Origin of the sequence: Paenibacillus psychroresistens, assembly GCF_009728935.1 — a bacterium.
Classification (GTDB): Bacteria; Bacillota; Bacilli; order Paenibacillales; family NBRC-103111; genus Paenibacillus_AC; species Paenibacillus_AC psychroresistens.
The window spans coordinates 3707920-3720900 of sequence record NZ_CP034235.1 but is presented as its reverse complement, the minus strand read 5'-3'; the positions used below and the strand labels follow the sequence as shown (position 1 = coordinate 3720900).

Sequence of the window (12981 nt, the reverse complement as noted above, 5' to 3'; positions counted from 1 at the left end):
CTATTTGCTAGCTCGAATTGGATCCATGACATCATGGGCATCAAATAATTCTAGCAGCTTCGTGCGTTGAGTCATTAAAGCTACACCATCGATGTGTCGTCGGTCCATCATCAACACTCCAGATTGCAAGGTCAAATACGGCTTAGGCCCAACCGAACATAACACAGTAAAACCAAGCTTTTTCAATGCATTGAACTTGGCGCTATCGGTTTCCACGCGGCTGCCATACGGATAAATATAGATCGAAGTTGGACCGATCAGCGGTTCAACTTCACGTTTCCAACGCTCCGTATCTTTAACAAACCGCTCAAAGCTGACTTTAACTGCATCCAAATGACCCCAGCCATGGCTGGCAAACGACCAGCCTGTTTCCTTCAATCTTTGAATCACCGCACTTGCTTCTACCTGCTCCGCTTTTGCAATTTCCACATGCTCATCGTTCGTTCGATACCCAAGGATACCTTGATAACCAGTCAGAGCAATAACTCCTTTGGCGCCGTGATCAGAGAAATCCGGATGCTCATGAACAAAGCTGTCGAGAATTGGCACTATTTCGTTATCATTAAATGCTGCTTTATTCCCTTGTGGATCAATTGATTCTGTTATAACATCCCCAGCAGGATTCGTTACCAGCTTGCTAACGTTCCCATTATCAATCATATAATCATAATAGTTTAAATCGTCAATCGATAAGATTAGCGGCTTTTTGCCCTCAGGCAGCATCAAATCTTTGGACTTGATCTCATTCCCGCCAAGACTTGAATTCTCTTCATACAACGAATGTATATCAATCAGGATATAATTATTTTTGTACAGTTGGCTAATAATTTCTTTAAACTCCGGCACCGTTATGAACCAATCATTATAGCCTTGGGCCATGGAATCCCCATCAAAAGCAAGCTCAGGATAAGCGACCAATGGGTGAAAAAAAATATGTTCAACAGCTCCCTTATATATCACCGTCGGCTCAGGAGTTGGAGACTCCGTTGCTTGAGGTGTTACGCTAGCTGGAAGCACCTCAGTTTGCAGGTGTGGTTGTGGCGTTGGCGTTGAAATGGGTTCAGGAGAATTAGATTCATAGACCGTGGGACTAGGAATGGTTGTGCACCCTGCAAAAAGCAATGTTATGGTAGTAATTATTGTTATTAATTTCTTTTTCATCGAGACTCCCCTACCCTTTTACTCCCATATTTCGACATTCTTGTATTAGACTACATCAACACAAAAAAAGTTCACGAATGAAAGTCTCATTCATAAACTTTTATTAATAGCTTATTTACTTAGAAGAACAAAGCTCCCATTATGATCGACCCAACAAATACGGATAACGCAACTAGGCAGATCAACAATAAGACAAACTTTGCACGGAAGGCGCTTAAGAGCATTAATGTGCTTTTGAAATCCAACATAGGGCCAAATACTAGAAATGCCAATAAGGAGCCTCCAGAGAAAGTACTGGTGAAGGAAGATGCCACAAATGCATCGGACGTGGAACAAAGCGAGAGAATATAAGCAAACCCCATCATAAATAGATGCGAGCTAATCTGCCCTTGACCAATATCAATCAACGAGGCTCTAGAAACCAATGTCTGTATAGCTGCAGTCAGAAGCGAGCCCAGCACCAGATATTTGCCAATATCAATAAATTCACTGCCAGCATGCTCAAACATCGATAGTAGGCGAGTTCCAAGCTTTGGAGGATGACCAGTTGAATGGGTATGTAAATGTGTATCTTTGCTAGCCTCGCTATCTTTCAAAGCATTTTTCTTGACGAAATAATAGATGAATAGTCCGATAAACGTTCCAACCAGCAAAGCCAGGACCATTCTGCTATAAACCATCTCAGGATTAGTCCGAAAGGCTAAGTAAGTCGAGGCAAACACTACCGGGTTAATGATCGGCCCAACAAGTATAAAAACAATCCCAACATATAATGGCATGCCCTTCTTAACCAACCTACGCACAATCGGAATCAAACCACATTCACAAATCGGAAACAGCACTCCCAGAAAACAGGCGAATAAAATAGCCAACATGGGATCGCGAGGGATATATTTTTGAATTATTTTATCAGATATAAAAATATGGATAAACGAAGAAACCAATACCCCAATCAGAATGAAGGGTATGGCTTCTAGGATAATACTGATAAATATGGTTTTAAAGCTTTGCAGTCCGTATCCATATGACATTCGATGTCCCCCCTTCCCAAACTGGTAACGGGTTTCTTTAAACCTTATCTACTTATGTTTAGGTAAATTATTCACATAGCTATCCGACATCTTAAAAAGCTTGAGCGCATTATTAAACTGTTCCTCGGAAGTTATGGCTGTAGCTGCAATTGGCATATTCAGCGGATGTTTGATCCCATCTGCAAAACCTTTTCCTGGTATAAAAATCTCTGAATTATTAATCAGGGAACCTCTTGGCAAATAATAATGCTCGGGTAACAAGTTTGTTGTTGTATTGATAATATCCTGGCCAAAATGCAATTGATTATCCAAAGATATTCCTACTAAATTGGCTACTGTCGGCAAAATATCAACCTGTCCTCCCGCTTGAGTAAATACAGCAGGTTTTGTTGTTCCAGGTGCCACGATCAAAAGTGGGATATTCAACATTTGTGAGAAGGAGTAATTCTTACCAAGCATTTCATGAAGTAAATCATCATCCGTATCTGACAAGGAATAGATCGGCAAGCCCATATGATCCCCATAAATAACGAACAAGCTATTCTCCCAGAGATGCGAAGCTTTTAATTTGTCTATAAATAATCCTAAGCTGTAATCCGTATAATTTTGTGCTTGGATATAATCGCCAACAAACGTATTCTCATAACGGTCTGGAAGCTTCAAATGATGCTTATTCTCTGGTATTTGAAAGGGATAATGAGCGGATAAGGATATGAGCTGTGCGTAGAAAAGCTGATTTTTATTATGCAGCTTCTCCATTTCAGCAGCCGTTTTATCATACAGCACTTCATCGGAAGCAGCTAATGCAATCGGATCCGCATCTCCAAAAAAAGCCTTATCATAATAACGATCAAAGCCTAATGCTTTATATAACTCTTCACGATTCCAGAAGGTAATATCATTCGTATGAAAAGTCATCGATTCATAACCAATTTGTTTGAACAGCTTAGGTAAGCTAGGTAAATCTTTGTCCGCATATTCAATGGATGCAGCACCATGAGGTGGTATATAAACGGAAGTGTTGACTACAACCTCAGCATCAGACGTATTCCCTTGTCCCACCATCTGATAAAAGTTGGGAAAATACATGCTCTCTTTGAGCAAGGCATTTAAATTGGGTGTCACTTCGACTCCATCCAGCTTCTGATTAAGTAAAAGGTTCTGAAAAGCTTCAAGCTGCAGAATAATGACGTTCTTCCCCTCGGCAGCTTTCCATAAAGTGGGATTAGCCACTGTGGAAATTCCTTTTAGCTTGGAAATTTCAGCTTGGCTTATAGTTGTAGGCAGATTATTATTTGCATTGCCATCCGGGAAAAAAGTATACACCTCATAATTGAGAATCCCCATTTGTTCGGCTTGCTTAATCTCATTCATCGTGAAGCGTCCATTCCAAATACTAAAAAAACAAACCACGATAAGCAGCAGCATCAATCCAGCTGCCCCAGTACGAACACGCTCTGAATAAGCTGTCCCCCAGCTTCTAGTTTTCTTGCGAAATAGAAAGTAAGCTAGGATCACAACATCTAGAAAAACCAAGAGAAAATACGGATGAAGCAGCTGAAATACGCTGCCTTTGACTTCGGTAACCTGATTGACCTGTTGCAGTGCATGATAAGTAACGATTACACCAAAATATTGATGATACATGATAGCGGCAAAATAGATCGCGGTCATAATCAGATTTGCAATGAAATAACCCATAATCTTACGCTTGGTCATTCTCCATTCAATTAAGAGGAATACTACCCAAACGGCTGGAAGACCATTCAAGATGGGTAACCAAGCTGATGCATCATCAAAAATAATCATTTGAGTCAGATACATTTTAAATAATAGTAAAACCGTAAAAACAACAAAAGGACTTCTGACCCAAAACGGTAATTTTTTTAACATTTCTCTGCTCATTCCTTGTAGCTATAATAGGTAATCTAATCAGAACTTTTAATCATCACATAAGTATAGTTGCGTCTAATATTCCTTGTCAAATGAATGGCTTAAATGGGCACTGGCTGCTAATGTTGTTCCTGTTGATTGCCTATGCTACTATTGTCACAAAGCCTCAACCTGGGAGTGAATCTCTGATACTATGACCAAACCGAATATTCAAATCTTTCATTATGCAATCCGCTGCTTTATCATACTTGGTTTAGCTTTATACATTGCCTATTTAGTGAAGCATGATACTCTGCAGTATTATATTGCCCCACGCATGATGGGTTATATCCAATGGTCCGCTATTCTGCTATTTATCATTGCGATATTTCAATTGTATTTTGCCTTACGCTCAAAAGCTGAAGTCGACCTGAATTGCGATTGTGAACATACACCTTCAAAGTCCAAAATTAAGAATATAGTTTCTTATACTTTGTTAATTCTTCCGTTGTTATTTGGATTCTTGCTACCGGATACCACGATGAACAGCGCTTTGGCTGCCAAAAAAGGCGTGATTCTAAGCATCTCATCTAGTAATAGCCCATTAAACCATGCTGCTGTTACAGGTAAAACTCCACTTGACATGCCTGCCCCGCCAAGCGAAGATGCTATACCTCAAGTAGACGGTAAATTTATAACTACTCAGCCATATAATCAGGATTACGCTAAGCTAAGCTCGAAATTGTATGCAAAAGAAACCATCCCCATCAAACCGGAGATTTTTCTGGAAACCTTAACCTCACTCGATTTGTTTATGGATGATTTTGTAGATAAAAAAGTGGAGTTAAGTGGATTTATCTATCGTGAGCCTGGTATGTTGGCTGATCAGTTTGTTGTAGCTCGATTTGCGTTACAGTGCTGCTCTGCTGATGCTATCCCATATGGATTACTCATTGAATTTTCAGGAGATAAAACCTATGCCGACGACTCATGGGTTAAGATTACAGGAACCCTGCACACCACAACCTACAAGCAGCAAAAAATAATCAAAATAAGCGCATCCCAAGTAGTTAAACTGGAAGCGCCTAAGTCGCAATATGTTTATCCGAATTTAGAATTTCTCGAGGAAGTGCTATAGAGCTTATTTAAACCAACCTTTTCTGCGGAACCACAATACCATACCGATACCAAGCAAAGACATAACAATCATAATCCCAAAATAACCGAAGCGCCAGGTCAATTCCGGCATATTGTCAAAATTCATCCCATAAACACCAGCAATGAACGTCAAGGGCATGAAAATCGAGGTTGAGACCGTCAAGGTTTTCATGATTTTATTCATGCGGTTTGAATTGATCGACATATAACTGTCCCGCATATCGGCCGTAATTTCACGATTGGATTCAATCATGTCGGAGAGCTTTAATAAATGATCATAGATATCTGTAAAATAAACCAAGCTGTCTTTTTGACCCGCCAAACGTTCTGAATTGATAATACGATAGAGCAAATCGCGCATTGGATTAATCGAACGGCGCACCTTGAGCAGCTGCCCTCTTATTTCATATACCTCTTCCATTAACAGATCAATTGATTTATTTTTAATGTCATTTTCTAGCTGCAGAAGATCATCTTCGATCTGATGTAAGACAGGGAAAAAATGATCGACAAGCTTATCAATTACGAGATGAGCACAATTAATTGCACCTCCTGACCAAAGCTTTGAATTACCACACATACGCACCCAAGCTTCTTCAATTTCAAATTGAGCCTTTAGATGAAAGGTGACAATATAATTCTTACCGATGAACATATCTACTTCTTCAGGCTCCAACGTCTTCTGATTCATCGCGTGCAGTACAAAGAAATGATAACCTTCATAATAATCCATCTTCGGGCGCTGTAGAAAATGGGTACAATCTTCAATAGTTAATGGATGAAAGTGAAAATGCGTATCCAACAATAAAATTTCTGCTTCGGTTGGTTCAATAAAATCGACCCAATACCAGATGATCTCAGGATTGGATAACTTAACTAAAGGAATATCCTTTTCTACAGTATGATTTAAAGTAACAGCCAATGTGCGAATCATGTAAGAACATACCCCTCGTTTAACCGCTTATTTTCGATATTTAAACTCATTTTACCATTTTTTCAAGTGGGGAGATTAATTTTATTCTGTGAAGACTTGTGCTTCATAATCAGCTACAACCAGAATGTCTAAATCCCTTGTTAGCCGCAATAGCTTTTTAACGACTGAGCCTGCTCGCAATTCCTTCCAGAATGAGAGCTTTGACTGCCCAATGATCAGTTGAGTTGCTTCAGCTTCTTTGGCTTTAGTCGTTATGATTGCTGCAATTTCCTTCTTATGCTCCGTCTGATGAATGACAAATTTACCGCCTAAACGCACAGTTAATTTATGTAATACCTCTAATCTAGCTTGAAGATCTGGCTTATCTCCCCCACTTATTTGCACATAATTAACTTGCCAATTAGCCTTGAGGCGAAAGGCAATCCTAAACCCACGACGAATTAAACGCTCCGCATGCTCTGTGCTATTGACACAAACAAAGATCATTTCCTTTCTGCGCCAAGGGCCTCTTAAAGAATGATTACGCTCCAGCGACTCCAATCTTTCATCTACATCATCTGCTATTTCCCGTAAAGCCAATTCTCGCAAAGCAATTAAATTGCCTGTTTTAAAAAAATTGTTCAAGGCTTGATCTATTTTTTCGGTCGCATAGATTTTTCCCTCTTTCATTCTCGCTTGCAGCGATTGCGGTGAAACGTCAATTAACTGTACCTCATCAGCCAGCTGGAGAATGTGATCGGGCACTGTTTCACGCACGTGTATCCCCGTAATTTGAAAAACGGCATCATTCAAGCTTTCCAAATGCTGCACATTAACCGTTGTGATAACATTGATTCCGGCATTGAGGATATCCAAAACGTCTTCATATCGCTTTTTATATGTGCTGCCTGGGACATTGGTGTGAGCCAATTCATCGACTAGAATGACATCCGGTGATCTGGCGATTATTGCAGCTGTATCCATTTCTTCGAGATGTATTCCCTGATAGATTAGCTTTTGGCGAGGAATTAGCTCCAAGTCAGCTGTCTGGGCTAACGTCTCTTTCCTGCCATGAGTTTCAAGCAAGCCGATTAAAACTTGAACGCCTTTTTTCTTCAGATCATTCCCATCGCGCAGCATAGTATAGGTTTTACCTACTCCAGGGGCAGCTCCGATATAAACCTTCAGTTTCCCGCGTTTAATTTGACCTAATTTATCTTTAATTTCTTGGGTATTTAATCGGTGAAATACTTCCTGCGAAGTTTTCTCTGAATTCATTTTTGCAGGGAGGATTCTTTCTCCATCAATTTCAGTCCGATCCGCTACAAGAAATACATCGATATTGTGAGTCTTCTGGATGATTTTATTAGCTAGAGAACCCTGCCAAAGCTCCTGCCACCACGTGTGTCTGGAATGGCCGAGCACTATTCGCGTAATATTATGAGAAATGGCATATTTAATAAGTGCATGCGGGATCCGCCGACGATTTATATAAGGTAATTCCTCGAACTGCCCCTCTACCTTTTCTACCAGCTTTGAAATTGATTTTTTAAACATAGCGGTTTCTTTTGAATCGGTTTTCTTGGAATTATGAAAGGATACTACAATTAAATCACCATTTAAGCGCTTGGCGATTTGTTGGCCTCTCCGTACATAAATCGAGCCATTCCAATGATACTGGACAGAAACCAGAATACGCTCTGTTACACCTGATGGTCCTAATAGGCCGATTTCTTCGCGATGTTTATCTAACGAATCATTCACATCCTCAGCAACAATCCGTAGGGCTAGCTCTCTGAGAATGCCTAGATTCCCTCTTTTAAACAGCATACTATCTTGGGTACCTTTTAAATCCCCTTCTGCAAAGCGGCTGAGGATTGTTTCAGGAGTCACATCAATAAGCCTAACCTCATCTGCCAACTCCAATGTATCCGAGGGAACGGTACAGCTAGCTTCGATCCCCGTGCGCTTTTTGGCAATTTCCATAATCCCGTCTAATTCGTAAACATTAATAGTTGTAATAACGCTTATTCCATGACTAAGTAGATATTTAATATCATCCAGTCTAGTTGGGAATTGCGCATTAGGCCGATTTCGATGAGCCAAGCTATCCACCAATACAACCTCAGGATTGCGTTCAATTAAGCATTCTAAATTGAGATCCTTTTGCTCCGTGCCTTTTTTATCCCAATGTATGCTCGGAACTCTTTCTAAATCACCTAGCTGCTCCATAGTTTCTGGACGCTGCAGCGTTGAGATCGCGCAAATCACGACATCATTGCCTTGCTTTTTAAGTGCCTGGCCTTCACGCAGCATATGATAGGTTTTACCTGTGCCGCTTACAGCGCCAATATATATTTTAAAACGGCCGCGATGCAGCTCCGAAATCGATAATAAAATTTCTTCTGGTGTTTTCCGTTTATAGCTTTCCACTGTCATAGCCTCCCTTCTTAAGCGCTGAATGCCCGAAAGCCACTCCCAATTATATCAGGAGCGGCTGTGATCAGCTTATAATTTAATTGTCTTCAGCAGCTCCTGGTTCAGTTCAAGCACATTTACTCTGGGCTCTCCAAAAATACCAAGCTGGCGGCTTTTACTAATTCGATCAATGATCCCATTTAAATCGCCTTCTGTCATGCCAGTTTCTTTGCTAATTCTCGGCACTTGCGCTTGAGCACCAGCAATCGATAAATCTGGATCAAAGCCTGAGCCTGAGGTAGTGACTAAATCTGCAGGAATATCCTTTAGAGTAGGATTCTCCAGCTTAAGTGCATCCACCTGCTCTGTTATCGCTTTAATGTAATCGTCCGAAGCAACGGCTTTATTCGATCCAGATGAACCGGTTGGATTATATGCCGCCGCTGAAGCTCGCGAATGAAACAATTTCGGTGATTTAAACTCTTGTGCGAGCAGCTCTGACCCTTGGACGAAACCATTAACCTCAACCAAGCTCCCATTTGCCTGCTTATGAAAGAACAATTGAGCCAAGCCCGTTGTGACAAGCGGATAAATAAATCCACAGATTACTAAAAGTACAACCGAAGTCCTTATTGCTATCCAGATTAATTTCATGTTCGATTCTCCTTGTATTTAAACCTAGTTTAAACCCAACCTTTAATAATTAAATCGATGATTTTTATTCCCAAGAACGGAACGATCACCCCACCAAGACCATATACGAAAATATTGCGAGCCAGCAGCTTATTAGCCGATGAAGGAATATATTTTACACCTCGCATAGCTACCGGGATAAGCAACGGGATAATGATCGCATTAAAGATCAGAGCAGACAATATAGCCGATTGAGGTGAAGCCAAATTCATGATATTCAATGTCTGCAGCTGAGGAATGGCCAGTATAAACATAGCCGGGATAATCGCAAAATATTTGGCAATATCATTAGCAATCGAGAAGGTTGTTAATGAACCACGAGTGATCAACAGCTGCTTGCCGATTGAAATCACAGACAATAGCTTGGTAGGATCGGAATCCAAATCAATCATGTTAGCTGCTTCCTTGGCTGCCATTGTACCCGAATTCATTGCAAGGCCAACATCTGCTTGAGCAAGTGCTGGTGCATCATTGGTTCCATCTCCGGTCATAGCAACTAATTTACCCGCTTGCTGTTCTTTTTTGATCGTAGCAATTTTATCTTCAGGTGTGGCCTCGGCAATAAACTCATCTACCCCAGCTTCACGAGCAATCGTCGCTGCTGTTAACGGATTATCTCCCGTACACATGATGGTTTTAATCCCCATAGCTCTTAGCTCTGCAAATCGCTCTTTAAGTCCTGGCTTTACTGTATCCTTTAAATAAATCAAGCCAAAGATTTGATTGTTAATCGAGACAGCAAGCGGTGTTCCACCTTCGTTGGCAATCCGATCCGATTTATCAGTCAGATCATCCGGAACGCTTCCGCCTTTAGCTGTTACATATTTCTTGATCGCATCAACAGCGCCTTTGCGGATTTCTGTACCATCTGGCAGATTTAAACCCGACATCCGAGTTTGGGCCGTAAAATCCACAACTTCTGCTGTAGTATAAGCCGCTGAGTCCCAAGTTACGTTCATTTTATGCGCCAGCTCAACAATGGAACGACCTTCTGGCGTTTCATCCTTAACGGAGGCTTGTAGAGCTTTCAGTGTGACTTCATTCACTGTAGCCGTTCCTACTGGAATAAATGCAGCTGCCATCCGGTTACCAAACGTAATGGTTCCTGTTTTATCGAGAATCATTGTATCAATGTCGCCTGCTGCCTCAACTGCTTTACCTGACATCGCCAATACATTAAATTGCGTGACACGGTCCATTCCGGCAATCCCAATTGCTGATAGCAAACCGCCGATAGTTGTCGGAATCAGACAGACCAGCAAAGCAATTAAAGTTGCAATATCTAAGTCAACATTCAGGTATTTAGCCATCGGTACTATGGTCATAATAACAATTAAGAAAATTAAAGTTAATACCGCTAATAATGTCGTTAAAGCTATTTCATTGGGTGTTTTCTGTCGTTTGGCACCCTCGACTAAAGCAATCATCCGATCCAAAAAGGATTCACCTGGATCTGTCATCACTTTAACAATAATATAGTCAGATACTACTCGTGTACCTCCAGTTACAGAGGAGAAATCACCGCCAGATTCTTTAATAACTGGTGCAGATTCACCTGTAATCGCCGATTCATCTATGGAAGCAAGCCCTTGGATAATTTCACCATCGGATGGAATCATCTCTCCGGTTTCAATCCGCACGATATCGCCTTTCTTTAATTGCGTCGAAGAAACCTGCTTGAATGAACCGTCTTTGAGTACAAGACGCGCCAGAGTATCTGACTTTGTTTTACGCAAGGTATCTGCCTGAGCTTTACCTCGCCCTTCGGCAATTGCCTCGGCAAAATTGGCAAATAACAAGGTGAATAAAAGAATAAAGAATACGGCAATATTATAGCCTTGACCACCGCTTGTCGTCCCAAATGCATTCGGTGCGATCGATAAAATCAAAGTTATCAAAGTTCCTACTTCAACGACAAACATGACTGGATTTTTGATCATAACACGTGGATCTAGTTTTTTAATAGCGTCCCAAATGGCGCGAGTCACCATTTCTTGCGACATCGTTTTTTTACGTTCCGTTGACATATAAAGCCTCCCTAATCTTTAATGAAACATGCCCAGATGCTCGGCAATTGGACCAATGGCTACCGCTGGGAAGAAAGTCAGCGCACCAACTATGAGAATAACCAGAATCAGAATACCAGTGAACAGAGAGGTATCGGTGCGTAAGGTTCCCGTGGAGACAGGTACAATTCGTTTCACTGCAAGCGATCCTGCAATAGCAAGCATGCATATAATTGAAATATATCGTCCAAACAACATTACAAAACCAAGAGCTACGTTGTAAAAATCCGTATTAGTTGTTAATCCCGCAAAGGCTGATCCATTATTAGCTGCTCCTGAGGTAAAGGCGTACAACACTTCGGTAAAGCCATGAAAGCCTTGGTTCGCCATGGATGCAACAGCGACAGGATTCATCAGTGCAATAGCCGTTGGGACTAGAATAAGCACAGGATGAATTAGCAAGGCAATCGAAGCTAGCTTAATTTCCTTTCCTTCGATTTTCTTGCCGAGGAATTCAGGTGTACGTCCCACCATTAAACCGCAAATGAATACGGCTAAGATTACATACATCAAGCCATTTAGTAAACCAACACCTTTACCGCCAAACACATTGTTCAGCATCATTCCCGCAAGAGGAACCATACCTCCTATTGGAGTTAAAGATTCATGCATCGCATTTACTGAACCTGTAGTTGAAGATGTAGTTGCAGCAGCAAAAAGTGCGGATTCCGAGATCCCGAAGCGGACTTCTTTTCCTTCCATATTGCCGTGAATGCCCAACGTTTCAAGTGCAGGCGTACCTTTATATTCTGCAAAAAACACGGTACCGATCAAGACAACGAATATTAAGCCCATTGCAGCAAAAATCGTCCAGCCTTGCTTTTTGTTCTTAATCATTACACCAAATGCGTAAACCAGTGCAGTTGGCAGCAGCATTAAGCTGAGAATGTGAACCATGTTCGTTAATGGAGTTGGGTTCTCAAAAGGATGGGCAGCATTCGTTCCAAACCAGCCACCGCCGTTCGTCCCCAAATGTTTGATTGATTCAAGAGATGCTACCAGTCCTCTTGTAATCGTTTGTTTCGCTCCTTCAAGAGTCGTTGCATCTACTGCTCCCATAAAGGTTTGAGGTACTCCTTGAAAAACTAGAAAAAGGGCAACTAGGATGGAAAGCGGTAAGAATACCCGTGTAATCGAACGAACCAAATCCACAAAGTAATTACCAAGATTATCTTGTTTGCCAATCAAACCTCTTATGAATGCAATAGCTAATGCAAATCCCGTTGCCGCCGAGGTAAACATTGGGAAAATAATCGCTGCCATTTGCGAGAAATAGGATAATGAATTCTCACCGCTATAGGACTGCCAGTTGGTATTCGTGATAAATGAAATCGAAGTATTAAAAGCCAACCATGTCGGCATATTTCCAATTCCATCTGGATTGAGCGGCAAGTACTTTTGCAATCTCAACACAGCGAAAAGAATCAACAGCATTACAAAGTTTGTTAACAGCATGGCTCCAATATATTTTTTCCAGCCCATGGCTTCATGCTCTCGAACACCCATCAAGCGATAAATCCCTCGTTCAGTTGATCCAAAGAAACGATCCTGACCTGATTTTTCATAATTAAAAACCTTAACTAAATAGTTACCTACTGGCTTCACAAGCAATAAAATGACAACCAATGTTATGATGACTTGGACCAAGCCCATTCCCATTTTAAATTCT

Annotated in this window: 9 protein-coding genes; 1 reads left to right on the top strand and 8 read right to left on the bottom strand. The window is 41.1% G+C overall.

All coding sequences use genetic code 11. The features are described from left to right. From EHS13_RS16745 to EHS13_RS16735, 3 genes are all read right to left on the bottom strand, one after another. A complete protein-coding gene (locus EHS13_RS16745; protein ID WP_155701437.1) occupies positions 1 to 1161 on the bottom strand; it encodes a polysaccharide deacetylase family protein in 1161 nt (386 codons plus the stop codon). A 119-nt stretch (positions 1162 to 1280) separates the two neighbouring features. Then, positions 1281 to 2192, bottom strand: a complete 912-nt coding sequence (locus EHS13_RS16740; RefSeq protein ID WP_155701436.1) for a permease — start codon at positions 2190 to 2192, stop codon at positions 1281 to 1283. Between the two features lie 48 nt (positions 2193 to 2240). After that, positions 2241 to 4085: an LTA synthase family protein gene (locus EHS13_RS16735; RefSeq protein WP_227013961.1), complete on the bottom strand. Its 1845-nt coding sequence runs from the start codon at positions 4083 to 4085 to the stop codon at positions 2241 to 2243. 193 nt (positions 4086 to 4278) lie between these two features. On the opposite strand from EHS13_RS16735, the gene EHS13_RS16730 reads away from it, so the two are divergent. Next, positions 4279 to 5202, top strand: coding sequence for a TIGR03943 family putative permease subunit (locus EHS13_RS16730; RefSeq protein WP_155701434.1), 924 nt, complete (start codon positions 4279 to 4281; stop codon positions 5200 to 5202). 3 nt (positions 5203 to 5205) lie between these two features. On the opposite strand, the gene corA is transcribed toward EHS13_RS16730, so the two are convergent. The 5 genes from corA to kdpA form a co-directional block, all read right to left on the bottom strand. After that, positions 5206 to 6156, bottom strand: a complete 951-nt coding sequence (corA, locus tag EHS13_RS16725) for a magnesium/cobalt transporter CorA (protein WP_155701433.1) — start codon at positions 6154 to 6156, stop codon at positions 5206 to 5208. Positions 6157 to 6237: 81 nt separating this feature from the next. Further along, positions 6238 to 8568, bottom strand: coding sequence for a histidine kinase (locus tag EHS13_RS16720; RefSeq protein ID WP_155701432.1), 2331 nt, complete (start codon positions 8566 to 8568; stop codon positions 6238 to 6240). A gap of 75 nt (positions 8569 to 8643) precedes the next feature. Further along, complete coding sequence (kdpC, locus tag EHS13_RS16715; RefSeq protein WP_155701431.1) at positions 8644 to 9207, bottom strand: potassium-transporting ATPase subunit KdpC; 564 nt, start codon at positions 9205 to 9207, stop codon at positions 8644 to 8646. Between the two features lie 29 nt (positions 9208 to 9236). Beyond that, complete coding sequence (kdpB, locus tag EHS13_RS16710) at positions 9237 to 11273, bottom strand: potassium-transporting ATPase subunit KdpB (RefSeq protein WP_155701430.1); 2037 nt, start codon at positions 11271 to 11273, stop codon at positions 9237 to 9239. Between the two features lie 18 nt (positions 11274 to 11291). Continuing rightward, positions 11292 to 12965 carry a potassium-transporting ATPase subunit KdpA gene (kdpA, locus tag EHS13_RS16705; protein WP_155705395.1) on the bottom strand — a complete coding sequence of 558 codons (1674 nt, stop codon included), beginning with the start codon at positions 12963 to 12965 and terminating at the stop codon, positions 11292 to 11294. Positions 12966 to 12981: the final 16 nt, after the last annotated feature.

Coding starts and splice junctions, on each gene's coding strand:
- EHS13_RS16745 (WP_155701437.1), bottom strand. CDS start 1,161: ATGAAAAAGAAATTAATAACAATAATTACTACCATAACATTGCTTTTT.
- EHS13_RS16740 (WP_155701436.1), bottom strand. CDS start 2,192: ATGTCATATGGATACGGACTGCAAAGCTTTAAAACCATATTTATCAGT.
- EHS13_RS16735 (WP_227013961.1), bottom strand. CDS start 4,085: ATGTTAAAAAAATTACCGTTTTGGGTCAGAAGTCCTTTTGTTGTTTTT.
- EHS13_RS16730 (WP_155701434.1), top strand. CDS start 4,279: ATGACCAAACCGAATATTCAAATCTTTCATTATGCAATCCGCTGCTTT.
- corA (WP_155701433.1), bottom strand. CDS start 6,156: ATGATTCGCACATTGGCTGTTACTTTAAATCATACTGTAGAAAAGGAT.
- kdpC (WP_155701431.1), bottom strand. CDS start 9,207: ATGAAATTAATCTGGATAGCAATAAGGACTTCGGTTGTACTTTTAGTA.
- kdpB (WP_155701430.1), bottom strand. CDS start 11,273: ATGTCAACGGAACGTAAAAAAACGATGTCGCAAGAAATGGTGACTCGC.
- kdpA (WP_155705395.1), bottom strand. CDS start 12,965: ATGGGCTTGGTCCAAGTCATCATAACATTGGTTGTCATTTTATTGCTT.